Source organism: Microbacterium natoriense (assembly GCF_030816295.1).
GTDB classification, from domain to species: domain Bacteria; phylum Actinomycetota; class Actinomycetes; order Actinomycetales; family Microbacteriaceae; genus Microbacterium; species Microbacterium natoriense_A.
In genome coordinates, this window is record NZ_JAUSXV010000001.1 from 1,495,329 (window position 1) to 1,519,574 (window position 24,246).

The 24,246-nt window shown below is 68.1% G+C and carries 25 protein-coding genes; 14 read left to right on the top strand and 11 right to left on the bottom strand.

The features are described 5' to 3' along the window. Positions 1-26 precede the first annotated feature (26 nt). From QFZ53_RS06870 to QFZ53_RS06895, 6 genes are all read left to right on the top strand, one after another. Positions 27-329 (top strand): rhodanese-like domain-containing protein, encoded by a 303-nt coding sequence (locus QFZ53_RS06870; RefSeq protein WP_292906178.1) that lies wholly within the window; start codon positions 27-29, stop codon positions 327-329. Continuing rightward, entirely contained in the window at positions 326-610 is a 285-nt protein-coding gene (locus QFZ53_RS06875; RefSeq protein ID WP_292906180.1) for a glutaredoxin family protein, read from the top strand. Before QFZ53_RS06870 ends, QFZ53_RS06875 begins: the two co-directional genes overlap by 4 nt. Continuing rightward, positions 607-909 carry a Dabb family protein gene (locus QFZ53_RS06880; protein WP_307294891.1) on the top strand — a complete coding sequence of 101 codons (303 nt, stop codon included), beginning with the start codon at positions 607-609 and terminating at the stop codon, positions 907-909. The genes QFZ53_RS06875 and QFZ53_RS06880 overlap by 4 nt, the downstream gene beginning before the upstream one ends. 130 nt (positions 910-1,039) lie before the next feature. Continuing rightward, complete coding sequence (locus QFZ53_RS06885) at positions 1,040-1,849, top strand: basic amino acid ABC transporter substrate-binding protein (RefSeq protein WP_292906184.1); 810 nt, start codon at positions 1,040-1,042, stop codon at positions 1,847-1,849. A 32-nt stretch (positions 1,850-1,881) separates the two neighbouring features. Next, positions 1,882-2,679 carry an amino acid ABC transporter permease gene (locus QFZ53_RS06890; protein ID WP_292906186.1) on the top strand — a complete coding sequence of 266 codons (798 nt, stop codon included), beginning with the start codon at positions 1,882-1,884 and terminating at the stop codon, positions 2,677-2,679. Then, on the top strand, positions 2,676-3,431 hold the full coding sequence (locus tag QFZ53_RS06895) for an amino acid ABC transporter ATP-binding protein (protein WP_292906188.1): 756 nt from the start codon (positions 2,676-2,678) through the stop codon (positions 3,429-3,431). Before QFZ53_RS06890 ends, QFZ53_RS06895 begins: the two co-directional genes overlap by 4 nt. Positions 3,432-3,504: 73 nt before the next feature. Here QFZ53_RS06895 and QFZ53_RS06900 read toward each other — a convergent pair whose 3' ends face one another. From QFZ53_RS06900 to QFZ53_RS06925, 6 genes are all read right to left on the bottom strand, one after another. Next, positions 3,505-3,687 (bottom strand): YegP family protein, encoded by a 183-nt coding sequence (locus QFZ53_RS06900; RefSeq protein WP_130495960.1) that lies wholly within the window; start codon positions 3,685-3,687, stop codon positions 3,505-3,507. Between the two features lie 83 nt (positions 3,688-3,770). Next, positions 3,771-4,850: an ABC transporter ATP-binding protein gene (locus QFZ53_RS06905; protein ID WP_307294893.1), complete on the bottom strand. Its 1,080-nt coding sequence runs from the start codon at positions 4,848-4,850 to the stop codon at positions 3,771-3,773. After that, on the bottom strand, positions 4,847-5,641 hold the full coding sequence (locus tag QFZ53_RS06910; RefSeq protein WP_292906196.1) for an ABC transporter permease: 795 nt from the start codon (positions 5,639-5,641) through the stop codon (positions 4,847-4,849). Before QFZ53_RS06910 ends, QFZ53_RS06905 begins: the two co-directional genes overlap by 4 nt. Continuing rightward, positions 5,638-6,588, bottom strand: a complete 951-nt coding sequence (locus tag QFZ53_RS06915) for an ABC transporter permease (RefSeq protein ID WP_373426246.1) — start codon at positions 6,586-6,588, stop codon at positions 5,638-5,640. The genes QFZ53_RS06910 and QFZ53_RS06915 overlap by 4 nt, the downstream gene beginning before the upstream one ends. Continuing rightward, positions 6,567-7,715, bottom strand: coding sequence for an ABC transporter substrate-binding protein (locus tag QFZ53_RS06920; protein ID WP_307294898.1), 1,149 nt, complete (start codon positions 7,713-7,715; stop codon positions 6,567-6,569). The genes QFZ53_RS06915 and QFZ53_RS06920 overlap by 22 nt, the downstream gene beginning before the upstream one ends. Before the next feature lie 241 nt (positions 7,716-7,956). Then, complete coding sequence (locus QFZ53_RS06925) at positions 7,957-8,469, bottom strand: GNAT family N-acetyltransferase (RefSeq protein WP_292906202.1); 513 nt, start codon at positions 8,467-8,469, stop codon at positions 7,957-7,959. A 25-nt stretch (positions 8,470-8,494) separates the two neighbouring features. Here QFZ53_RS06925 and QFZ53_RS06930 point away from each other — a divergent pair, with 25 nt between their 5' ends. Continuing rightward, the gene (locus tag QFZ53_RS06930) at positions 8,495-9,319 is read left to right on the top strand and encodes a sulfite exporter TauE/SafE family protein (RefSeq protein ID WP_307294899.1); all 825 of its coding nucleotides are present in this window, start codon (positions 8,495-8,497) and stop codon (positions 9,317-9,319) included. 258 nt (positions 9,320-9,577) lie between these two features. Here QFZ53_RS06930 and aspS read toward each other — a convergent pair whose 3' ends face one another. Beyond that, positions 9,578-11,359, bottom strand: a complete 1,782-nt coding sequence (gene aspS, locus QFZ53_RS06935; protein WP_307294901.1) for an aspartate--tRNA ligase — start codon at positions 11,357-11,359, stop codon at positions 9,578-9,580. A gap of 194 nt (positions 11,360-11,553) precedes the next feature. Here aspS and QFZ53_RS06940 point away from each other — a divergent pair, with 194 nt between their 5' ends. Continuing rightward, positions 11,554-12,177 carry a histidine phosphatase family protein gene (locus QFZ53_RS06940; RefSeq protein ID WP_307294904.1) on the top strand — a complete coding sequence of 208 codons (624 nt, stop codon included), beginning with the start codon at positions 11,554-11,556 and terminating at the stop codon, positions 12,175-12,177. Positions 12,178-12,193: 16 nt separating this feature from the next. Here QFZ53_RS06940 and QFZ53_RS06945 read toward each other — a convergent pair whose 3' ends face one another. Next, a complete protein-coding gene (locus QFZ53_RS06945) occupies positions 12,194-13,096 on the bottom strand; it encodes an NAD(P)/FAD-dependent oxidoreductase (RefSeq protein ID WP_307294906.1) in 903 nt (300 codons plus the stop codon). Positions 13,097-13,148: 52 nt separating this feature from the next. Here QFZ53_RS06945 and QFZ53_RS06950 point away from each other — a divergent pair, with 52 nt between their 5' ends. The 5 genes from QFZ53_RS06950 to ccsB all read left to right on the top strand — a co-directional run bounded on the left by QFZ53_RS06950 (position 13,149) and on the right by ccsB (position 17,851). Then, positions 13,149-13,553: a MerR family transcriptional regulator gene (locus tag QFZ53_RS06950; RefSeq protein ID WP_307294908.1), complete on the top strand. Its 405-nt coding sequence runs from the start codon at positions 13,149-13,151 to the stop codon at positions 13,551-13,553. A gap of 79 nt (positions 13,554-13,632) precedes the next feature. Continuing rightward, complete coding sequence (locus QFZ53_RS06955) at positions 13,633-14,256, top strand: TlpA family protein disulfide reductase (RefSeq protein WP_307299364.1); 624 nt, start codon at positions 13,633-13,635, stop codon at positions 14,254-14,256. Next, positions 14,253-15,041, top strand: a complete 789-nt coding sequence (locus QFZ53_RS06960; RefSeq protein WP_307294909.1) for a cytochrome c biogenesis CcdA family protein — start codon at positions 14,253-14,255, stop codon at positions 15,039-15,041. Before QFZ53_RS06955 ends, QFZ53_RS06960 begins: the two co-directional genes overlap by 4 nt. A 31-nt stretch (positions 15,042-15,072) precedes the next feature. After that, positions 15,073-16,866 carry a cytochrome c biogenesis protein ResB gene (gene resB, locus QFZ53_RS06965; protein WP_307294911.1) on the top strand — a complete coding sequence of 598 codons (1,794 nt, stop codon included), beginning with the start codon at positions 15,073-15,075 and terminating at the stop codon, positions 16,864-16,866. A 4-nt stretch (positions 16,867-16,870) separates the two neighbouring features. Next, positions 16,871-17,851: a c-type cytochrome biogenesis protein CcsB gene (gene ccsB, locus QFZ53_RS06970; protein ID WP_307294914.1), complete on the top strand. Its 981-nt coding sequence runs from the start codon at positions 16,871-16,873 to the stop codon at positions 17,849-17,851. 49 nt (positions 17,852-17,900) lie between these two features. Here ccsB and QFZ53_RS06975 read toward each other — a convergent pair whose 3' ends face one another. The 3 genes from QFZ53_RS06975 to QFZ53_RS06985 all read right to left on the bottom strand — a co-directional run bounded on the left by QFZ53_RS06975 (position 17,901) and on the right by QFZ53_RS06985 (position 23,476). After that, entirely contained in the window at positions 17,901-18,485 is a 585-nt protein-coding gene (locus tag QFZ53_RS06975; protein ID WP_292906220.1) for a 2'-5' RNA ligase family protein, read from the bottom strand. A gap of 120 nt (positions 18,486-18,605) precedes the next feature. After that, the gene (locus tag QFZ53_RS06980) at positions 18,606-20,594 is read right to left on the bottom strand and encodes a YhgE/Pip family protein (RefSeq protein ID WP_307294917.1); all 1,989 of its coding nucleotides are present in this window, start codon (positions 20,592-20,594) and stop codon (positions 18,606-18,608) included. After that, on the bottom strand, positions 20,591-23,476 hold the full coding sequence (locus tag QFZ53_RS06985; RefSeq protein ID WP_307294919.1) for an MMPL family transporter: 2,886 nt from the start codon (positions 23,474-23,476) through the stop codon (positions 20,591-20,593). The genes QFZ53_RS06980 and QFZ53_RS06985 overlap by 4 nt, the downstream gene beginning before the upstream one ends. Before the next feature lie 142 nt (positions 23,477-23,618). On the opposite strand from QFZ53_RS06985, the gene QFZ53_RS06990 reads away from it, so the two are divergent. Then, positions 23,619-24,239 (top strand): TetR/AcrR family transcriptional regulator, encoded by a 621-nt coding sequence (locus QFZ53_RS06990; RefSeq protein ID WP_307294922.1) that lies wholly within the window; start codon positions 23,619-23,621, stop codon positions 24,237-24,239. Positions 24,240-24,246: the final 7 nt, after the last annotated feature.

Sequence of the window (24,246 nt, forward strand, 5' to 3'; positions counted from 1 at the left end):
AGTTCCGATCCACCGCAGGAGGACGCATGAAGTCGATCACCGTCGCAGAGCTCGCCGCTCGTGAGAACACGCCGCTCATCGATGTGCGCGAGGCGAACGAGTTCTCATCGGGGCACATCCCGGGCGCCGTGAACATCCCGATGTCCGAGATCGGCAACCGCCTCGAAGAGCTCCCTGCCGAGGCGTTCGACGTGATCTGCCAGATGGGCGGACGTTCGGCCCGTGTGGTCGAGGCGCTCGAGGGGCGAGGATACGACGTCACCAACGTCGAGGGCGGCACCGCCGAGTGGATCGCCGAGGGCCGTGAGGTCGAGGTGCCGTCGGCGTGACCACGCTGACTCTGATCGGCAAGCCCGACTGCCACCTCTGCGATGTGGCTTCCGAGATCATCGACACCGTGATCGCCGATCTTCCGGATGCTGCGGCGGAGAGCATCGAGGTCGTCGAGGCTTCCATCCAGGACGACCCGGCGCTGTACGACCTGTGGTGGGAGAAGATCCCCGTCGTGCTGATCGACGGAGAACTGCATGCGCACTGGCGCTTGTCGGCCGACCGGCTGCGTTCCGCACTCGAAGAGGCCGTGGTGAACGACCTGAAGGAGACGAGATGAGCATCCGCCATGTCGTGAGCTGGAAGCTCGCCGCATCCGATCCCGCCGCCCGCGCCGAGCAGGCCGCCGAAGTGGCGCGCCGGCTCAACGCCCTCGACGGCGTCGTGCCGCAGCTGCTGTCGATATCGGCCGGCGCCAACGTGGCCTACCCCGACTCCAACTGGGACGTGACGCTGATCGCCGACTTCGACTCGATCGAGGCGCTCGAGCAGTACCAGGTGCACCCGGCGCACGAAGAGGTCGTCGCCTACGTGCGTTCGGTCGTCGCCTCGCGAGCGGCCGTCGACTTCGAGGTCTGACGAAAAGCACTTGCAACAAAAACGTAACCCGGGGAAACGCTGTTCGGCCGTGACGGCCCTCGAGCGCATGTCAAGATGAACACCTACCCGTTCGCGGGCGCGATCCGCCCCCGACTCCCCAGGAGCTGACATGCAGCGTCGCAACATCTTCGCCGGAATCGCCCTCGCGGCGACCGCCACTCTCGCCCTCGCCGGCTGCGCCAGCGGATCAGGTGCGGGTTCCGGCGGCTCGGCGGACGACCCGTACGGCCTCGTCGAGGCCGGTACGCTCACGGTCTGCTCCGACATCCCCTACCCGCCCTTCGAGTTCGAGGGCGGCGACAACGGCACGGGATACACGGGCTTCGACATCGATCTGCTCGACGCGATCGCGAAGAAGCTCGACCTGAAGCTCTCGGTGCAGGACGTCGGCTTCGAGGCGCTGCAGTCCGGAACCACTCTGGCCAACGGCACCTGCGACCTGGGTGCATCGGCTATGACCATCACCGACGAGCGCAAGAAGAACATCGACTTCTCCGAGCCGTACTACGACTCGCTGCAGTCGCTGCTCGTGCGCACCGACTCGGGCATCAAGAGCATCGACGACCTCGACGGCAAGAACGTCGGCGTGCAGCAGGGCACCACCGGCGAGTCCTACGCGACGGAGAACGCGAAGGGTGCGCAGCTCGTGCAGTACCCGTCGGACGGCGAGCTGTGGCCCGCGATCCAGGCCGGCCAGATCGACGCGATCCTGCAGGATCAGCCGGTGAACCTCGAGCACGAGAAGGCCGACAGCGCGTACAAGATCGTCGAGACCTACGACACCGAGGAGTCCTACGGCTTCGCCTTCGAGAAGGGCAAGAAGACCGAGCTGCTCGACGCGGTCAACGGCGCTCTGAAGGACCTCCGCGACAGCGGCGACTACCAGACGATCTACGACACCTACTTCACCGCGAACTGAGCGGCGAGCAGGAATACAGGAGGACCTTGACAATGGCGTTGAGGCGCACTCAAAGACAGAAGCTGTACCGGTACGTCGTCTATGCCGTGCTGATCGCCGTAGTCCTCTGGGCGATCGTCACGACGGACTGGAGCCGGATCGGACCTCTGTTCTTCGACCCCGAGATCGCGGCAAAGATGTTCCCCGGGATCATCACGACCGCACTCGTCAACACGCTGTGGTTCACGGCCGTCGCCTTCGCGGGCGGACTGCTGCTGGGCATCCTCCTCGCACTGCTCAAGATGTCGAGCATCGGTCCGTTCCGGTGGATCGCGACCGCCTGGATCGAGCTGTTCCGCGGCCTGCCCGCGATCATGACGATCTTCGCGATCTCGCAGGTCCTTCCGATCGCGACCGGGATCTCCGGTCAGAAGCTCGGCGGTCCCGTTGTGCTCGGTCTGATCGGCCTGGTCCTCGTCGCTTCGGCGTATATGGCGGAGACGATCCGCGCCGGGCTCCAGGCCGTCCCCAAGGGGCAGACCGAGGCCGCGCGCTCGCTGGGCATGTCGCCGTTCAAGACGACCTTCTGGATCGTGGTGCCGCAGGGCTTCCGCATCATCATCCCGCCGCTGACGAACGAGTTCGTGCTGCTGCTGAAGGACACCTCGCTGCTCTTCGTGGCGGGCTCGTTCATCTGGTCGAAGGAGCTCACGAACTTCGCCAAGGACGCGACGACGCAGAACCAGAATGCGACGCCTCTGGTGATGGCCGCGATCCTCTACCTGATCGTGACGATCCCGCTCACGCGGTTCACCGCCTACCTCGAGCGACGGATGGGGAACCAGCGATGATCACCGACCTGATCGATGTCCACGCCCCCGCGATCGACGTGCAGGGGCTCGTGAAGACGTTCGGCGACAACGAGGTGCTCAAGGGCATCGACCTCACCGTCACCGCTGGTGAGGTCGTCTGCGTGATCGGGCCCTCGGGCTCGGGTAAATCGACGCTGCTGCGCTCGGTGAACCTCCTCGAGGAGCCGACCGGCGGAAAGATCCTCATCGAGGGGATCGACATCACCGACCCCGACATCGACATCGACGGTGTGCGCACACGCATCGGCATGGTGTTCCAGAGCTTCAATCTGTTCCCGCACATGAGCGTTGTGGGCAATCTCACCATCGCTCAGCGGCGTGTGAAGAAGCGCGGCAAGGCCGAATCCGAGAAGATCGCTCACGAGATGCTCGCCAGGGTCGGCATGGCCCACAAGGCCGATGCCTATCCGACGCAGCTCTCCGGCGGCCAGCAGCAGCGTGTGGCGATTGCGCGCGCTCTGTGCATGAACCCCGACATGATGCTGTTCGACGAGCCGACGTCGGCGCTCGATCCCGAACTCGTCGGCGAGGTTCTGCAGGTCATGCGCTCGCTGGCCGACGAGGGGATGACGATGCTCGTCGTCACGCACGAGATGGGCTTCGCGCGCGAGGTCGGCTCGCGCCTGATCTTCATGGACGGCGGCCACATCGTGGAGGAGGGCGACCCGCGTGAGGTGCTCGGCAACCCGCAGCACCAGCGCACGAAGGACTTCCTCTCCCGCGTGCTCTAGCCCGCACTCCCTGTTTCACGACGAAACCCCCAGCCGCAGCTGGGGGTTTCGTCGTGAGACAGGGGTGTCGGCGTCAGCTCTCGACCTCGACGACCTCGGCATCGGCGGCGTTGCGCTTGACCGAGTCGATGCCGTTCAGGGCACCGGACTTCGAGGCGTAGCCCTGGCCGGTCGCGATGACTTCGCCATTGCCGGCCTTCAGGCGGAATCGGTAGTCCCCGCCCTTGTCCTGATACAGCTCGAATTTGCCTGCCATGAGGCGTCCTTTCTCTCCGGGTCGAGGGCGACGCCCTCGCGGCTCAAACTATCGTTGCGGGCACGGGGACGGAAGAGCGGGATTCATCCGCGCGGATGAACCGCGACCGGTTCGGGTGCGAGGGCGATCCGCACACGGTCGCCGAAGGCGGGCTGGATGCCTGGCGCGTGCTGCAGCCGGATGAGCTCTCCCGACTCGGTGCGAACCAGGGTGCGGCGCATGCTTCCGAGAAAGGTGCTCTCCTCCACGAAAGCGTCGGTGGCGGCATCCGCCTCTCCGGCGAAGTGCACGTTCTCAGGGCGGATGTACACGTCGACCGGGCCGTCGGCCGGGGTCTGCAGCGGCAGTCGCTGACCCCACACCGTCACGTGGTCGCCCTCGGCGACTCCGGAGACGACGCTGGAGAGGCCCACGAAGGCTGCGACGCCCGCGGTCGCAGGTGTCGTGTACAGCTGCTCGGGAGAGCCGATCTGCTCGATGCGGCCCGAGTTCATCACAGCGATGCGGTCAGAGACGGCCAGGGCCTCTTCCTGATCATGGGTGACGAACACGGTCGTGATGCCCAGACGCAGCTGGATACGGCGGATCTCGTCGCGCAGCTGCACGCGGACCTTCGCATCGAGGGCCGAGAGCGGCTCGTCGAGCAGCAGCACCTTGGGCTCCGTGACGAGGGCGCGCGCCAGGGCCACGCGCTGCTGCTGGCCGCCAGAGAGCTGGTGGGGGAACCGGTCCGCGAAATCCGCGAGGCCGACCAGGGCGAGGGCATCGAGCGATCGCTTCGCCGCATCCGCCCGGTTCACACCGCGACGACGCAGGCCGAAGGCCGTGTTGTCGACCACTCGCAGGTGCGGGAACAGCGAGTACGACTGGAAGACCATCCCGATGTCGCGCTTGTTGGTCGGCACCCGAGAGACGTCTCCACCGCCCAGCAGCACCGCGCCCTGGTCGGCGATCTCGAGCCCGGCGAGCACCCGCAGCAGGGTGGTCTTGCCGCAGCCGGAGGGGCCGAGCAGAGACACGAACTCGCCGGGCGCGATGTCGAGGTCGACGCCGTGCAGAACGGTGGTGCCCGCGTAGCTCTTCACGATCCCCTGCAGCTGCACGCGGGTGCCCTCACCGGCATCGGCGAGCAGCATGTTGTCGGCGGTACGGGGGAGGGTCATGAGCGGGCCTTTCCGGTGCCGCGGGCGACGCGACCGATGACGAGGAGCAGGACGAAGCAGAACAGCAGGGCCAGCAGGGTGAAGATCGCAGGCAGGTAGCCGTCCTGCTTCTGCACGACGACCATGGCGGTCTGGAACACGGGGCGGTTCAGGAGCGACGCGATCGTGAACTCGCCGAGCACGACGGCGACCGAGATGAGCGACGCGGCGAGCAGTCCCTGACGGAGGTTCGGGGCGAGCACCTGGAACACCACTGTGGTCCACGACGCGCCGAGGGAGCGAGCGGCCTCGGTGAGCGTGCGGATGTCGACCGCGTCGATGGATGCCTGGATCGATCGGTAGGCGAACGGCAGCACGGTGATGCCGTAGGCGAGGGCGAGAGTCCAGGCGCCGGTGCCGAGCGTTCGACCGATCTGCAGGTAGATCGGCGCGAGGCCGACGACGAGCACGATGGCCGGGATCGAGATCGGCAGCAGAGCCGCGAACTCGAACGCCGGACGCATCTTCGCGAAGCGCAGGTTCACGAGGATCATGGTGGGCGCCAGGACGAACAGCACGATCGCGACCGTGATCACGGCGAGCAGCAGCGAGTTGCCGAGCCCCGTCCAGATCGGCTTGAGCGTCGCCGCCATCGCGGGGTCGAAGAGGCTCGCCCAGCGCTTCAGCGAGTACGAGCCGTCAGCCATCTTCACGGTGTACAGGAAGGTCGCCAGCAGCGGGATCGCGAAGAACGCACCGACCAGGATGCCTATGATCCAGCGGGTCGGGCGTGAAGGGGCGAGCGGATTCATGCCTGCCACCTCGCTGCCCGGCGCTGGACGAGCGAGTACAGGCCCATGACGACTCCCACGACGACGATCATGCCGAGCGCCAGGGCGCCGGCGAGGTTCTCTCGGCCGAGCACGGTCTCGCTGGTGAGCGCGGCGCGGATCTGGAGAGGGACGATCTGCGAACCCTGACTGGCGAGCGCCGCGGCAGTCGCGTACGACGAGAACGCGTTCGCGAACAGCAGCAGCAGGCTCGCGAGGAACGAGGGGGCGAGGACCGGAATGCCGATGCGCAGCCAGAAGCTCGACCGGGTGCCTCCGAGGGTGAGGTTCGCCTCGGACCACTGCGGCTTGAGGGCGGCGAGTGCGGGCATGAACGTGATGACCATGAGCGGGATCTGGAAGTAGATGTAGGGCAGGATCAGCCCCGGCAACTCGTAGAGCCAGGTGCCGTTCGCGAAGATGTCGATGCCGAAGCTCTCCTGGAGGAACACCTTCACGACGCCTTGGATGCCGATCGTGGCGATGAAGACGAACGCGAGCATGACGCCGCCGAACTGGGCGAGCACGCCTGCCGCTGCATCGACGGTCTGCCGGACGAGTCCCTCCGGATTCATGCCGAGCAGCGCGTAGCAGACCAGCGCGCCGACGAGCGCGCCGACGAGCGCGGTCAGCAGTGAGACCCAGGCCGAATTGGCGAAGGTGTTCAGGACTACGGGGTCGCCGAGAGCGGCGACGTTGGTCCACGTGAAGGTGCCGTCCTTGGTGAAGAAACCCGACCCGATGGCGAGGATCGTCGGAACGGCGAGGAACAGGATGACGTAGGCGGCGAAGGGGACGAGACCGAGCCAGGAGAGGGAAGGGGCGAACCGCCGGGCCCGCGCGCGCGGCGCGAGCCCGGCGGAGGGGGCGGATGCCGCAGCATCCGCCCCCGTCTGCGTGAGGGTGGTCACTGAACCGCCGCTGCCCACTTCTCGCCGAGCAGCTTTCCGGCATCGGTGGACTGCTGTTCGGTCGGGACGACCGTGTCCGACGGGGCCTCGGGGAGAGCGGCTGCGAGCTCGGCGTCGATCGTGCCGGCATCCGTCATCGCCTCCATGCGGGCCGGACGCGCGCCACCCTTCAGCCACAGGTTCTGCACCTCGTCGCTGTACAGGAACTCCTGCCACAGACGGGCGGCTGCAGGATGCGGGGCGTCGATGTTGATGGCCTGGTTGTAGTAGCCCGCGTAGCCGGTGCCGTCGAGGACCACGACCTTCCAGTTCTTGTTGCCGTTCTCGCCCTGAGCGTGGGCCGCGTTCAGGTAGTCCCAGTCGAAGACGACCGGGGTCTCGCCGCTCGCGACGGTCGCGGTGGTGACATCGACCTTGAGCAGATTGCCGGCCTTCTGCAGCTCGCTGAAGAAGTCGATGCCGGGCTGGAAGTCGTCGAGCGTGCCGTCGGACTGCACCGTGGCGAGGCCCACGGCCGCGAAGGCCGCGCCGGCCTGCGTGGGGTCGCCGTTGATCGCGACGGCGCCCTTGTAGTCGGCTCCGAGCAGGTCGTCGAGGGTCTTCGGCGCGTCGAACTTCGAGGAGTCGTATCCGATCGACATGTACCCGCCGTAGTCGCCGACGAACAGGCCGGTCGGCTCCTTCAGCGCGTCCGGAATGTCGTCGAACGTCTGCACCTTGTAGGGCGCGAACTGGTCGGTGTTCTGCAGCGCGACGGCGAGGCCGAGGTCGAAGACGTCGGGAGCGGTGTCGAGGCCCTTGTTGGTCTCCGCGGCCTGGATCTCTTCGGCGCTCGAGACGTCAGGGGAGGCCTCGTTGATCGTGATCTCGGGGTACTTCTCGGCGAACAGGTCGAGGATCTCGCCGTAGTTCGCCCAGTCACGGGGGAGCGCGATGACGTTCAGCGCGCCCTCGGCCTTCGCTGCCGCCTCGAGGTCGGCGAATGTGCCGAAGTCGGCGACGGTGGTGGCGGATGCCGCGTCGACCTTGTCGGAGCCGGCTGCCGGAGTGTCGCCGCCGCTTGCGCAGCCGGTCAGTGCGAGCGCGGCCGTGGCGGCGAGGGCGATGCCGGCGCCGAAGCGGGCGCGGCGGGGGAAGTGTGCCATGAGGGTCCTCTCGGTGACCGGCGCGGGTACGCCGGTTCGGGTTGCGAGTGGACGCTACGGGACGGAGGTGACCGGTGAGTCGGCGACGGGTGAATGGCGGGTGTCCGGGCGGTGGCCGGATCGGATGCCGTCGCCCCGACGGCGCCAAGGAAGGACGACTGCGCCTCGGAAGGACGAACGCTCCGGCTTCGTCCTTCGGTAGCGCGGTCGTCCTTCGGGGGTGGAGCCCTCGGATGCCGGGTCAGCGTGAGACGGCGTACTTGAAGCCGAGATGAGAGCCGACGTAGCCGAGCCGTTCGTAGAAGCGATGCGCCTCGACGCGCGCGGCATCCGAGGTGAGCTGGATCATCGCGGCTCCCAGTGCGGGCGCCGCGGCATCCGACACCCAGCGCATCATCGCGGAGCCGATTCCTGACGAGCGAAGGTCGCTGCGCACACGCACCGCCTCCACGAGCAGGCGCCGGGCGCCGCGCCGTGCCATGCCGGGAATCGATGTGAGCTGAAGCGTCGCGACGATCTGCCCGTCGAGCTCGACGACCACGAGATCGTTCGAGGGATCTCCGAGGACGTCGGCCAGTCCGGCCTGGTACGCAGGGCGGTCTTCGACAGACGCGACGTCGCCGCGCGAAGCACTGATCGGGTCGTCGGCGAGCAGAGCGATGACGGCATCCGCGTCGTGCACCGTCGCCCGGCGCAGGGTGGCGCTTCCGGCACGGGAGTCGAGCGGGCGAGGCAGCGGGAGGACATCGAGCATGCAGCCAGTCTGACATCCTGGACGGATGGACATCGGCGCTGTGCTCGGGCTCGAGCAGCTCACGTGGGGCACGCTGATCCTCGTCGTCGTGGCCGCGTTCTGCGCGGGGTGGATCGATGCCGTCGTCGGCGGCGGAGGGCTGCTGCAGCTGCCCGCACTGCTGCTGATCCCCGGCATCACACCCGTGCAGGCGCTCGCCACGAACAAGCTCGGCTCGGTCTTCGGCACGGCCACGAGCAGCGTCACCTACTACCGGCGGGCGAAGCCAGACATTCGAACAGCCCTTCCGATGGCAGCGATCGCCTTAGCCGGATCCTTCGGAGGAGCGGCGGTCGCGACCGTGCTCCCGTCATCCGCGTTCAAGCCGATCATCGTCGTCGCCCTGCTGGCCGTCGCTCTGTTCACGGCGTTCAAGCCGCAGCTGGGCGCCGCGACGCAGCTGCGGTTCCACGGGCACAAGCATCACATCGCGGCGGGGGCCGCGGGCCTCGGCATCGGCTTCTACGACGGCATGATCGGCCCGGGAACGGGCACGTTCCTCGTGATCACGCTGGTCGCGCTGCTCGGCTACGACTTCCTGCAGGCGAGTGCGAAGGCGAAGATCGTGAACTTCGCGACCAACGCCGGCGCGCTCATCCTGTTCATCCCGCACGGCGCCGTGTTGTGGCTGCTCGGCGGCATCCTCGCCGTGGCCAACGTGGCCGGAAGCTATCTGGGCTCGCGGATGGCGATCTCTCGCGGGACGACGTTCATCCGCGTGGTCTTCCTCGTCGTCGTCATCGCGCTCATCGCGAAGCTCGGCGTCGACGTGTGGAACGAGAACATCGCGCCGGGACTCGCTGCTCTCTGACGCACCGCTTCACCTCACGCGTTTCGTCTCGCTCGCTGGCGCTCGCTCGCTCAACGACCCGCGGGCTGAGTCACCGTTCGTTGAGGGACGTTTCGACCCGCGGGCTGAGTCACCGGTCGTTGAGGGAGGCTTCGACCTGCGGGCTGAGCCGCCGGTCGTTGAGCGAGCGCAGCGAGACGAAACGCCTCATGCTCCGTAGAACATGAGGCGTTTCTTCTCGTCGCTGCGCTCCTCGCTCAACGACCGGTGGTGCGAAGCTCAGGCCTCGGCATCCTCCGGCACGAAGTCGACTCCGGCCTCCTTGCGCTGCGCGTCGCTGATCGGCGCAGGTGCGGAGGTGAGCGGGTCGAAGCCGCCACCCGACTTCGGGAAGGCGATCACGTCGCGGATCGATTCGCTCTTCGACAGGTGCTGCAGCACGCGGTCCATGCCCAGCGCGATGCCGCCGTGCGGCGGGGCGCCGAACTTGAACGCGTCGAGCAGGAAGCCGAACTGCTCCTGCGCGACCTCGTCGCTGATGCCCATGACCTCGAAGACGCGCTTCTGCACGTCTTCGCGGTGGATGCGGATCGAGCCGCCGCCGAGCTCCGAGCCGTTGCACACGATGTCGTACGCGTAGGCGAGCGCAGACCCGGGGTCGGTGTCGAAGGTGTCCTGGAACTCGGGCTTCGGGCCGGTGAAGGCGTGGTGCACGGCCGTCCAGGCGCCGGCGCCCACGGCGACGTCGCCGGATGCCACGGCATCCGCTGCGGGCTCGAACATCGGTGCGTCGACCACCCAGGTGAACGCGAATTCATCGGGGTTCAGGTAGCCGAGGCGACGGCCGATCTCGACGCGCGCGGCGCCGAGGAGTGCACGCGACTCCTTGGTCGAGCCGGCGGCGAAGAACACGCAGTCGCCGGGTTCGGCGCCGACGAACGCGGCGAGGCCTGCCTGCTCGGCCTCGGAGAGGTTCTTCGCAGCGGGGCCCCCGAGGGATCCGTCTTCGTTGAAGAGCACGTAGGCGAGGCCGCGGGCGCCACGCTGCTTGGCCCAGTCCTGCCAGGCGTCGAGCGTCTTGCGCGGCTGCGAGGCACCACCGGGCATCCGCACCGCACCGACGTACTCGGCCTGGAACACGCGGAACGGCGTCTCCTTGAAGTACTCGGTCGCTTCGACTAGTTCGAGTCCGAAGCGCAGGTCGGGCTTGTCCGAGCCGTACTTCGCCATGGCCTCGGCATAGGTCATGCGCGGCAGCGGCGTCTGCACCTCGACGCCGATCGTCTTCCACATCGCGACGACGAGCGACTCCATCAGAGCGATGACGTCTTCCTGGTCGACGAAGCTCATCTCGATGTCGAGCTGGGTGAACTCCGGCTGGCGGTCGGCCCGGAAGTCCTCGTCGCGGTAGCAGCGCGCGATCTGGAAGTACTTCTCGACGCCGCCGACCATGAGCAGCTGCTTGAACAGCTGAGGCGATTGCGGCAGGGCGTACCAGCTGCCGGGGTGCAGGCGAGCGGGCACGACGAAGTCACGGGCGCCCTCCGGGGTGGAGCGGGTGAGCGTCGGCGTCTCGACCTCGGTGAAGTCCTCGGCATGCAGCACGTCGCGCACAGCCTTGTAGACGTTCGAGCGCAGGCGAAGAGCGGATGCCGTCGCCGGACGCCGCAGGTCGAGGTAACGGTACTTCAGCCGCGCCTCCTCGCCCACGTTCTCGGTCTCGGCGAGCGCCGTGGAGACCTGGAAGGGCAGCGGCGCGGATTCGTTCAGCACCACGACGTCGCTCGCGATGAGCTCGATCTCGCCGGTCGGCAGGTTGGGGTTCTCGTTGCCGTCGGGGCGACGGGACACCTCGCCGGTGACTTTGAGGACGAACTCGTTGCGCAGCGGGTGGGCCACCTCTTCGTCGCGGATGACGACCTGGGCGATGCCCGATGCATCCCGCAGATCGATGAACGCGACTCCTCCGTGATCACGACGACGATCGACCCAGCCCGTGAGGGTGACGGTCTGACCGATGTTCTCTGCTCGCAGGGAGCCTGCGGAGTGAGTGCGAAGCACGGAGGATTCCTCCTGATCTGGGAAATGGTGAACCCGGCAAGTCTACCGGGGACGCTTTCAGTAGACTCGCCAGCGCTGACCCCGTTCCTCTCATGAAAGGCCGTCATGCGTCTCGCCTCTGATGTCTTCTGCGACGGCGATCTCTTCGCTGCAGCGACCCGCATCGTCCCGCTCGCCGCAGGGCGTCGACGGGCATGACGGCGTCGCGACTGCATCTGGTCAGGCACGGCGAGGTGCACAATCCCGGACGCGTGCTGTACGGGAGGCTGCCCGGGTACGGCCTGAGCGAGGCAGGACGGCGGATGACGTGGGCCGCCGCCGAGCACGTGCGCGACTTCGATCGACCGGTGACGTCGCTGATCGCCTCGCCTCTGCAGCGCACTCAGGAGTCGGCCGAACCGTTCACCGAGATCTTCGGGCTCACGCCCGTGCTCGATGAGCGCGTGATCGAGCCTGCCAACGTGTTCGAGGGCACGCGGATGCGCCGCTCGCTGATGGACCCCAGGAACTGGTGGCACCTTCGGCGCCCCTCGGTGCCGAGCTGGGGTGAGCCGTACTCATCCATCGCAGAGCGGATGCTGTCTGCGATGGATGAGGCCTGGCACGCGGCCCCGGACGGCGACGTGGTCGTCGTGTCGCACCAGGCGCCGATCTGGATCACGCATCTCCGGGTCGCGGGTCTCCCGCTTCGGCACGACCCGCGCACGCGGCGCTGCGCGCTGTCGAGCGTGACCTCGTTCGAGCGCGTCGGCGATGTGTGGCGCGAGGTCGAGTACGCGGAGCCCGCCGCCGACGGAATCGATCTCGGCGCGGTCTGACCCCGTCGTTCGACGCTCACTGACCGGCGCTCAGCGCCTTGACGATGCCGGTCGCGGCCAGCTGACCGGCCGCAGCCGCGAGCAGCACCGACGCCATCGCCCCCGGGAGAGCCGCGCGGTGGGCAAGGTCACCCGCCGCCGAGACGCCGGGCACGGAGGTGGCGCCGAAGTCGTCGATCTCGATCGCGCCCGAGGGCAGCATGGCCAGACCCAGCTGCTCGGCGAACGGGGCGCGCTGGCGCATCTCGACCGAGGCGACGAAGACTCCGGCGACCGACATCGACGAGCCGCCCGCCGTGACGATCACATCGGCGCCGTCGCCTTCGACCCCGTCTACAGGCATGGCGCTCACGCGGGCTCCGCGCTCCTCCAGCATCCGCCGTTCTTCTTTCGAGAAGTCACCGCCGACGGGGAACACCGAGATGGCTCCGACGAAGCGCCCGAGCAGACTGATCAGGTGCTCGGCGCGGGCCGCGGCGCCCAGGATCGCGATGGGCCTGCCTGCGTGTTCGTGGCCGTCGCAGAACGGGCAGCTGAAGGCGCGCGTCCCCCAGAGCGCGGCCAGTCCCGGGACCTCCGGCAGATCGTCGGCGACGCCTGTCGCCAGGACGATCCGGCGGGCGGACACCTCGGTCCCGCCGACGAGTCGCACCGTGAAGTCGCCCTCACGGCCCGAGATGTGCGAGGCGCCCACGTCGCGGATCTCCACGTCGGGGTACTCGGCGAGCTGCCCTCGGGCGGTGGCGCGGAACTCCGAGGGAGGAGTGCCGTCGTTGGCCACGACGTTGTGCATGTGCAGCACGGTGCCGTTGCGGTACTCGCCGGAGTCCAGGAGCAGGGTCGAACGGTGCATCCGCCCGAGCGTCAACGCCGCCTGCAGGCCGGCAGGGCCGGCGCCGATCACGATCACGTCGTACATGAGTGGGTCCTCTCGTCTTGCTTTCGAGCTCAGTCTGTGACTTCATGTCAACATGAAGTCAAGTGCTGAGCATCCGTGGTCCGTAGGCGACGTGGCGGCTCGCTTCGATCTGCCGACCAACGTGCTCCGGCACTGGGAGACGGTGGGCCTGCTACGGCCGGAGCGGGATGCCGCCGGCCGGCGCCGGTACGGCGAGGATGACGTCGTGCGCATCGCCGTGATCCAGCGCAGCAAGGCCGCAGGGATGAGCCTCGAGCAGATCGGGGTGCTGCTGGACGACGGCAGTGCGGGTCGCCACCAAGTGCTGCAGGCGCATCTCGACGACCTCGATCGGCGCATGGACGAGATGCGTCGCTCGAAGGCGATGACCGAGCACGCGATGCAGTGCAGCGCCCACGACATCGCCATGTGCCCCAAGTTCCGGCAGGGCGTCGCGGACGTCCTCGCGCGCTTCTGACGACGGCCTGCATCCGGCCCACGCATAGGAACCCCTGCGTACACTGGGATTCGTGCCTGTCGCGCCTGTGAACACCCCGATGCGCAGCGGCCGCCGCTCCCGCATCCGCTTCGTCCGTGGTGCGGTCGGAGCCGCGCTCGCCGCGATCGTCGTCGTCGGTCTGAGCGCGTGCGCTCCCGATCCGGTGAGCGATTCCTTCCTCAGCGGAGACAACAACGGCTATGTCGCAGCGGACGGCGCGATCGTCGAGATCCCCGTGGCAGACCGAGGCGAACCGGTCGATTTCGGAGGCGTCACCGAGAACGGCGAGAAGTTCTCCAGCGCCGACATCGCGGGCCAGGTCACGGTCGTCAACTTCTGGTACGCGGGCTGCGCGCCCTGCCGGGTCGAGGCGGACTTCCTCGAGACCGTCTGGCAGAAGTTCGACGGCGAGGGCGTCTCTTTCATCGGCGTCAACACACGTGATCAGGCCGACACGGCCAAGGCCTTCTCGGAGGAGTACAGCATCACGTACCCGAGCCTGATCGACGTCGACACCGCCGAGGCGAAGCTCGCCTTCGCCGAGGCCGTGCCGATCCAGGCCACCCCGACGACGCTCGTGCTCGACAAGCAGGGCCGCGTCGCGGCCCGCATCATCGGCCCGATCGACAGCCCCTCCATCCTCTCCACGCTCGTCAAGGACGCACTCGCGGAGAAGTCGTGAACCCCGACGCCATCATCGGCTCGGGTGCACTGTGGATCGCGGTCCCGGTCGCGATGCTCGCCGGACTCCTGTCGTTCCTGTCGCCGTGCGTTCTGCCGCTCGTGCCGGGGTACCTCGGATTCCTCGGCGGGGCCGTGGCGGGCGGAGGCGTTTCGTCTCGCTCCGCCCCTTCTACAGGCTCAGGGACCCAGGCAGGTGCGACTCCCGTCCGCCGCCAGCTCGTGCTCGGCGTGCTGCTGTTCATCCTGGGCTTCAGCGTCGTCTTCATCGGCATCACCGCGCTCAGCGGCACGGTCGGCGTCTTCCTGCTGCGCTGGGGCGACCTGATCACGCGCGTCCTCGGCGCGGTGATCATCCTGATGGGACTCGTCTTCCTCGGATTCTTCGGCTTCGCGCAGCGCGAGCTCCGCTTCCACGTCGATTCCAAGGCGGGGATGATCGGCGCCCCGCTGCTGGGGATCGCACTCGGCATCGGCTGGGCGCCCTGCATGGGGCCGACTCTCAGCGCGATCGTCGCGCTCTCGTTCAACTCGGGCGACCCGGTCCGAGCGAGCTTCCTGGGTCTCGCGTACTCGCTGGGTCTCGGCATCCCGTTCCTGCTCGTCGCCCTCGGCTTCGGCTGGGCGACCAGGACCGTCGGGTTCCTCCGACGCCACATCCGCATCGTGAACATCATCGGCGGCGTCCTGCTCATCGTGCTCGGCGTCCTGATGGTGTCCGGGCTGTGGACCGACATCATGTCGCGACTGACGGCGGTGATGGGCAGTGTCATCCTCCCGCTCTGACCTCACTGACCAGAACGACCAGAAGGACTCCGTGGAAACCGACCCTCTGCGCCCGTCGGATCACATCGACGGCGACGACACGATCACCCAGCCGAGGCTCGGTTTCGTCGGCTGGCTGCGGTGGGGATGGCGTCAGCTCACCTCGATGCGCACGGCACTCATCTTGCTGCTGGTGCTCGCGATCGCCGCGATCCCCGGCTCGATCTTCCCGCAGCGCATGGCGGATCCGAACGGCGTCACGCAGTGGCAGCGCGACAATCCCGATCTCTTCCCGGTGCTCGACGCGCTGAAGATGTTCGACGTGTACCTGTCGCCGTGGTTCTCGGCGATCTACCTGCTGCTGTTCACCTCGCTCGTCGGCTGCGTGATCCCGCGCATCAAGCATCATGCGAAGGCGCTGCAGGCCCGGCCGCCCCGCACTCCGGCCCGGCTGAAGAGGCTGGCCGACTTCCGCGACGTGACCCGCGCTTCGACGGGCTCAGCGACCCAGGGGGCGGATGCCGCGGCCGACGCCGCTGCGACGATCGACATCGCGCAGAAGCAGCTGAAGGCGCTCGGCTACCGCGTGGAGCGCTACGACGACAAACGCGCGTTCTCGGTATCGGCCGAGCGCGGGTACTGGCGCGAGACCGGCAACCTCATCTTCCACATCGCCCTGGTCGGCGTGCTCATCACGGTCGGCGTGGGCGGCGGCTTCGCCTACACCGGCCAGCGCGTGCTCGTCGAGGGGGAGACGTTCGCGAACACGCTGCTCGACTACGACTCTATGAATCGAGGGCGCTTCGTCGGCGACGGCGCGCTGACGCCCTACTCGATGCGACTCGATACCTTCGATGTGACGTACCAGCCGTACGGTGAGCCCGGTTCGGGTCAGGCCGGCGACTTCTCGGCGAACATGACGGTCAAGGAAGACGGGCACAAGCGCACAGGCTCGGTGAAGGTCAACCATCCGCTGGAGGTGGGCGGGGACCGGGTATATCTGCTCGGCAACGGCTACGCGCCCACCATCACGGTCCGCGACGCCGAGGGGAAGGTCGTCTTCACGAACAGCGTGCCGTTCCTCCCGCAGGACAACAACCTGTTCTCCGTGGGCATCGTCAAGGTGACCGATGGGATGCCGGAGCAGCTCGGAATCCGCGGGCGCGGGCTGTTCTATCCGACGGCGGCGGCGGGCAAGGACGGCGCGATCGCCTCCGCCTACGGCGACCTGTTCAACCCCACGCTCACGCTCGACGTGTTCGAGGGCGATCTGGGCATCGACGACGGCACGCCGCGATCGGTCTACGTGCTCGACACCACGGATCTCACCCAGCTCACCGGTCGAGCGATCGGGGAGGAGTCGATCGAGCTCACCCCCGGAAAGACCGCCGATCTGCCGAACGGCCTCGGCACCGTGACCTTCGAAGACGAGTCTCCCGCCGGAGCGACCGACCTCACCCAGTCGGTGAAGAGGTTCGCGTCGTTGCAGATCCATCACGACTCGTCGTCGGTGTGGGTGCTCGTCTTCGCGCTCCTCGCGCTCGGAGGTCTGATGCTCGCCCTGTTCGTTCCGCGCCGGCGCGTGTGGGTCAAGGCTGTCGCTGCCGGCGATGGCGTGACCCTCGAGTACGCCGCCCTCGCCCGTGGCGAGGATCCGACGCTCGCGGCGGCGGTCGACGACCTCGTCGCCGGTCACGCCCGACTGCTCGACGCCGCCGGCGTCACGTCGGCCGTGCCCCGATCGTCGAGCGAGGACGGCGACGCCGACCGAGACGAAGCGCCCGATTCCGCAGCATCTGCCGAAGAACTCGAGCCCCCGGCATCCGACACCCCGAAAGTAGACTGACAGCATGTTCGATCTCTCCGTGATCTCGCCGGTCCTGCTGTGGACCGCGATCGCGATCTACGCGGCGTCGTTCGTGGCCTACGCCTTCGACCTCGCCCGCCGCTCGCAGGCGACCGCGGATGCGCAGACGGTTCGCGAGCGCGAACTGGTCGGCGCCGGCGCTCGCAGCGGCTCCGGCGCGGTCACGCCTACCGGAGCCCCCGTCGATCCGGCACCGCAGCGGTTCGTGATGGCGCGCATCGGCACCTCGCTGATGGTCCTGGCGTGGGTGTTCCACCTCGCCGCGGTCGTCACCCGCAGCATCGCCGCCGGCCGTGTGCCCTGGGCCAACCTGTACGAGTTCGCGATGATCGGCACGCTGCTGATCGTGCTCGTCTACCTCATCGTCCTCACCCGCATCGACCTGCGTTACCTCGGCACCTTCATCACCGGACTCGTGGTGATCCTGCTCGGACTCGCGGCGACGAACTTCTACGTCGCCGTCACCCCGCTGATGGATCCCCTCAAGAGCATCTGGCTGATCATCCACGTGTTCGTCGCTTCGCTCGGAACGGCCTTCTTCGCCTTGGCGTTCGCGCTGTCGGCGCTGCAGCTCATGCAGTCACGACGAGAGCGTCTGGTTCGCGAAGGCGCGGCGAAGACGGGTCCCGGATTCCTGCGCACGCTTCCCCTGTCCGACCGCCTCGAGAGCCTCGCGTATCGCTTCTCGATCATCGGGTTCATCCTGTGGACCTTCACGCTCATCGCCGGAGCGATCTGGGCGCAGGACGCCTGGGGTCGCTACTGGGGCTTCGACGTCAAGGAGACCTGGACCTTCGTGATCTGGGTCATCTACGCCGGCTACATCCACGCGCGTGCGACGCGCGGCTGGCGCGGCAATCCCTCGGCCTGGCTGTCGATCGTCGGCTTCGCCGCCGTGATGTTCAACTTCACGATCGTGAACGTCTTCTTCAAGGGCCTGCACGCGTACTCCGGCCTGAGCTGAGCCCTCGGCGGGCTGTCATGACGCCCGTCGGCCGCGGTGCGTCCGGGGGTCAGCCGGTGAAGGGGATGATCTCGGAGTGCTCCTCGCCGTTCTCGTACCAGACGAGTTCGGCCTCGCCGATGGTCTCAGCGGGCCGCCCGCCGATCGAGCGACGTGACATGTGCGAGAGCGTCGTCCACGGTGCGGGCGCGAGGGTCTTCGCATAGACGAGTGACATGTGGAACGTCCACTCCTCGAGAGGCAGTTCGCCGAGCCGACGGAGGTCGGTGCGGTCGAGCGCTTCGGTCAGGCGCGCGTACGCTGCGAGCAGGCTCGGCGTGCGCGACAACCGGATGATGAGGATCTGCCAGGGCGCGGGAAAGGCGTCGACCGCCTCGGCGACGACCTCGATCGGCGGCTGAGCCGCTGCCCACCTGCGCACGAGCGCTGCCAGCTGCTCACGCCGCTCGGGCTCGAAGAAGCCTCGCAGCGTGACGTGCCCGGTGTGCGGGTGCGGTACGTCCGCACGTGCGAGCGCGGTGCGCTGTTCCGCGCGGTAGCGGTCGGCGACGACGGACGTCGGACGGAGCACGAGATACTGCTGACCCTCGAGCGAGGCGAGCTGCTCGGGGGTGCTCATGAACGGACGGCGCATCTCCCGAGCGTACGTCTTCTCACGGCATCCGTCGTCATCGGTCCGGGCCGCTGCACTCGTCCCCGGCCGGAAACGCACCTCCGAGGGGACTCGGAGATGCGCGTCCGACCGCGCTCGGCATCAGGCGGTGGCCAGCACCGTCTTCGCCGAGGTCGTACGCCGCAGCGTGATCACGAGGGTCGTGACGACCAGCGACAGCACACCCCATACGATGAGCCCGGCAGCGGCAGAGCCGTTCGCGGCGATGAGTCCGGTGAAGGCCGGGGCTGTGGGCAGCGCGGCGCCGATCGAGGCGAGCCAGTCCGGAACGGTCGAGATGAGACCCGTCGCCACGGCGAGGACGCCGATCAGAGCACCCACCCAGCGCCCGATGCCGCCGAACACGGCGACGAGCGCCTGGTTCACTGCGGCGAACGCGACGCCCGCGAGCACAGCGGTGCCGGCGAACGCCCACCAGGTGCCCGCGTCGTAGCTCGCGACGATCTGCACGATGAGCGCGACGAGAACGCCCTGTCCTGCCCCGATCAGGGCGGCGGGTGCGAACGATCGCAGCGCCAGGGCCGCCGAGGAGCGTCGCGAGGTCAGGGTGCGCGCGGTGTGCGCCCGCATCACGATGAACGAGGCGAGGCCGCCGAACCAGAGCACCACTGCGGCGAGCAGCGGGATCGCCGTCGGACCGAAGATCGTGGTCGCCTCGGCGTTCGTCTTCACGGGGTCAACCATGACGGTGGCGAGCGACTTCGACTCTCCGTCGCTGAACGAGGGGAGGGAGTCGGATGCGGTGCGCAGACCGCCGGCGAGATCGCCGGTGCCGGTCGCCAGGGTGTCGAGGCCCGTCGCCAGCTCGCCCGCGCCGCTGGCGAGCTGGGTGGCCCCGTCAGACAGCTGCGACGCGCCGTCGGAGAGCTGAGTAGCACCAGCGGCGGACTTGTCGAGGCCGTCGGTGGCGAGCTGGTTGAGGCCGGCGGCGATCGATGAGGCGCCGGTGCCGGCGGTGCGCATCTGGGTCGCGAGCGTGGAGAACGTGCCGGGAAGGGCGGCGACGCCGCCCGCGGTCTGAGGGTCGTTCAGGATGGCGGATGCCGTGCCTGCGGAGGTCACGACGTCGCCGGCAGACGTGGCTGCCGCTGTGATCCGATCGCATACAGCCGTGGGCACTCCCGAGTCTGGCTTCGCGCAGTCGACTGCGAGAGCGCCGAGATCTCCCGCGAGCGTCGCAGAGCCGGTCGACGCCGTCTTCGCTGATCCCGCGGCCGTCTGGATGCCACCGACGAGCGCCGTAACGCCCGTCGTGTTCTGCTCGAGCTGCGTCGCCCCCGAGAGCAGCCCGGAGCCCAGCTGCGTCGCCCCGCCGGCGAGCTGCCGCGTGCTGCCAGCCATCGTCGTGATCCCGGTGGACAGCTCCGATGCCCCGGTGCTCAGCCCGGTCGCCCCGGTGGCGAGTTTGGTCGCCCCGTCGGGGATCGCCGCGGCGCCGGTGGCGGCATCCCGGGCTCCCGATGCGAGCTTCACTGCGCCGTCCGCGGCCTCGCCGATCTGATCGCCGAGCGTGGTGTAGCCGACCAGCACATTGCCCATGGTGGCTTCGCTGAGCATCGAGCCCATGCTCGAGGCCGCCACCGAGGCGATCTGCCCGGTGATGAGGTCGTCGGCGACGAGTCCATCGGGAGGAGTGGTGACCTGGATGGTCGCCTTCTCCGCATCGTCGGATGCGGAGCCCCCGCCGTCGGCGATCGCGGTGCCGGCTGAGGTCGCCGCCTTCGAGAAGTCCTCGGGGATCGTGATGACGGCCTGGTAGGTGCCGTCGGCGAGGCCCTCCTTCGCATCGTCCTCGTTGGAGATGACCCAGGTGAGGTTCGAGTCGAGATCGTCCGATCCCTCGACCAGACCGGACGCCAGCTGGCGGCCGAGCGGTGTGAGCTGACCGTCGATCGTGACGGGTTCGTCGAGGTTGACGATCGCCGCGGTCATCGAGTCGAGCCGCTCCGTCGGGTTCTGCAGGGCCGCGACGAGGATCCCGCCGACGGCTGCGGGAAGCAGCAGCACGCCGAGGATCGTCAGCCAGGTGATGGGTTTGCGCGAACGTGCGCGCTCGATGGGGAGGGTCATGCGGTCACCTCAGAGGATTCGTCGGAGTGCGCTGACCCCGGGTTGTCGTCGAGACCCCCGGCTGGCGACGCCAGCACGGCGGGGTGTCGGCGGGAAGCCGGGGTATCGGCGGATGGGAAGACGTCGATCACGTCGGGAGTCGGGCGGCCCGCCTGCGCCAGGATCTCGAGAGCCGATACGGGGGATGCAGCCGTGAGCACGACGGCGGTGGCGGCATCCGCGTCTCGCAGGCGGGCCGCGAGCTGATCGCGCTCGGCTGCGGGGAGGCTGTCGACGCCGTCGATCACGACGAGCGCTGTGCGACCCCGCAGAGCTTCGGAGAGATCGGATGCTGCGGCGCCGGCATCCGACACGAGCACCACTCCCACATGCGCGCGCACCCAGGCCGCACGACCGGGCAGCAGGTGACTCGCCACGCGCAGGCGACCGGAATCGGGGGTGACGCGACCGGCGAGCGTGAGCGCGAGCACACGCAGCGCGCCGGGCGCGCCACCTGTGAGCACCGCTGTGCCGCCCTGAGCGACGCGCAGATGCAACGCCTCGATTCCGGCATCCGCCAGTGCGAGGTCGTCGGCGGCGACCACCGAGTCGTCGCCCGGCCACGCCGACAGATGACGCTCACGCTCGACCGCCTCGCCCTCGATGTCGACGCTCGGGAGGATCTTCTCGAGCCACGACGGGATCTGCCAGGCGCGCTCGCCGAGGATCGCCATGAGCGCGGGGATCAGTGTCATCCGCACGAGGAACGCGTCGATCGCGATGCCGGCGGCCAGACCCAGGGCGATCGGCTTGAGCGAGGAGTCGCCCTCGGGCACGAACGCCACGAACACCGCGAACATGATGAGTCCCGCCGCGGTGACGACCTTCGCCGACCCCGTGAAGCCGCTGCGCACGGCACGCAGGGCGGCGGCTCGTCGCGTGGCGCGATCGGGGCTCTTCCCGTCGGGGTCGTGCACGTAGTCCTCGCGCATGCGCGACACCAGGAACACCTGGTAGTCCATCGCAAGGCCGAACAGCACACCCATCAGGATGATCGGCATGAAGCTGATGATCGGTCCGACCTTCGCGACATGCAGGGCGTCGGAGAACCAACCCCATTCGAACACCGCGCCGACGATGCCGAATCCGGCGACGATCGACAGCAGGTACCCGGCGGCGGCCGTGACCGGCACCCAGATGGAGCGGAAGACGACGGTCAGGAGGATCAGCGACAGGCCGATCACGAAGATCCCGAACGGCAGCAGCGCGTTGCCCAGCTGGTCGGAGATGTCGATGCCGACCGCAGTGAACCCCGTGACCTTCAGATCGATGCCGAACTCCTTCAGCCACTCGTCGTGATGCGAGCGCAGCTCGCGCACGAGATCCGCGGTCGCCGGGTCGTCAGGGGCGGTCTCCGGGATGATCTGCACGATGCCGGTGTCGGCGGTCTCGTTCGGGGTGGAGAGGGCGACCTCCTTCACGCCGTCGATCTTGGCCACGGCGTCGCCCAGATCCTCCATGAGCCCCAGGGGATCCGTGGAGGTGACGATCGAGCCGGTCAGGATCAGCGGCCCGTTGAAGCCGGGTCCGAACTGCTCGCCGACGAGATCGTAACTCTGTCGCGCCTCGGAATCCTTGGGCAGCACGCCCGCGTTCGGCAGGGCGAGGTTCAGGCTGAGAGCGGGCACGGCGACGATGCCGAGGCCGATCACCACGGCGAGCGAGACGAGGATCGGATGCTTCGTGACGCCCGTCACCCAACGATCGCTGAACCGTCGACGTGCAGCCGGGGCAGGCGTCGCCTTCCCCTCGTTCTCGGGCTGAGAGTCGCGCGTCTTGGGCCCCTGAGCCCGTCGAAGGGTCGGCGCCTTGCGCGGACGGCCGGCGACCCGGCCTTTCATGAAGCCGAGCAGGGCGGGGGTCAGCGTCACCGCGATCGCGACGGCGACCGCGACGGCTGCCGATGCGGCGATGCCCATGGTCGTCAGGAACGGGATGCCGGCGAAGCCGAGTCCGATCAGGGCGATCAGCACCGTGATGCCGGCGAAGACCACGGCCGAGCCCGCCGTGCCGACGGCGCGCGACGCCGACTCTTCGGGGTCGACTCCTTCGCGGACCTGATCTTGATGTCTGGCCATGATGAAGAGCGCGTAGTCGATGCCGACGGCCAACCCGAGCATGAGAGCGAGGAGGGGAGTGGTCGAGGAGACGGAGGCGAAGGCCGTCGCCGCGAAGATTCCGGCCATGGAGATCCCGACTCCCAGCACGGCAGTGAGCAGCGGCAGCCCGGCGACGACGAAGGAGCGGAACGTCACGATCAGCACGAGCAGGGCGATCAGGAGGCCGATCGCCTCGGTGAGCGTGACTCCGGGGATCGAGGTGGCGAACAGATCCCCACCGAGGGCGGTCTGCGAACCGCTCGGCAACTCGTCGCTGAGATCGGCGACCACGCTGCGCAGGCCGTCTTTCGTCTTCTCCGAGACATCTGTCGACTGGCCGTCGAACTGCAGACGGATGATTCCGGCGGTCTTGTCGTCGTTGATCATGCCGCTGACGTTCTCGTCGTACGGAGAGGTGGCCGACAGCACGGAGTCGTCGAGATCGGCGAGGTGATCGACCGCGTTCTCGATGTCTTTCCGGTAAGGGTCATCCGTGATCGAGTCGCCGTCTGCGGCGACGACGATGATCTGGGCGCTGGTGCCGCTGACAGCGGGGAACGAGCGGTTGAGCTGCTCGAGGCCCGCCTGGGACTCGGTTCCGGGAATGGAGAACGAGTTGTCCGTGCCCGCTCCCAGCGTGAGCGCGCCCGCGCCCGCGATGCCCAAGACGATGAGCCAGGAGACGAGTACGCGCCAGGGGTGCCGGAACGACCAGCGGCCGAGCGAGGACAGGAGAGTGGACACGAGGCTCCTTCGGGATTCCCACTATTGGATACACAGGTGTATCCAATACATAGATGTATCGTAAAGGGATCTCCACCCGAAAGTCTGTGCGTCGGGTGAGAACCCTTCGACAGGCTCAGGGACCCAGTGGGAAGATGAATCGATGACGACACCCGCTACGCGCAGTCGCGAGAACACGAGGGCGCGTCTGCTCGACGCCGCAGCCCAGGTCTTCGCCGAGGTCGGTCTCGACGGAGCATCGGTCGAGGCCGTGTGCGAACGCGCCGGGTTCACCCGTGGCGCGTTCTACTCGAACTTCGAGTCGAAAGACGAACTGTTCCTCACGCTCGCAGCGAGCGTCGGAGAGGTACGCGTCAGCGCCGTGCGTGCACGCGTCGAGGAGATGGCGGCCGACGGAGCGTTGGCAGATGGCTGCGACCCGATCGAGCTGGTGCAGGACATCATGGATTCAGGCGGTGACGACAGGCTCGGCGTCATGCTCATGAGCGAGATCCGCATCAGGGCGCTTCGCGATGAGGTCTTCGGCGCCGCCTACCTCGCGCAGGAGCGCGAGATGGTCGCCAGCATCGCCCAGATCATCAGCGACATCGTGGCCGCCGGCCACCTCAGGCTGCGCGAGCCGGCCGAGGCTGCCGCCCGCATGCTGATGATCGTGTGGGAGGGCATGACCGTGCGCGGCGCGATGGACGGGCAGGATGCCTCGCAGCTGCGCCGCACGGGAGGCGAGGAGCTCGGGCGCCTCGTCTCGATGCTCATCGAGTGAGCTCGCC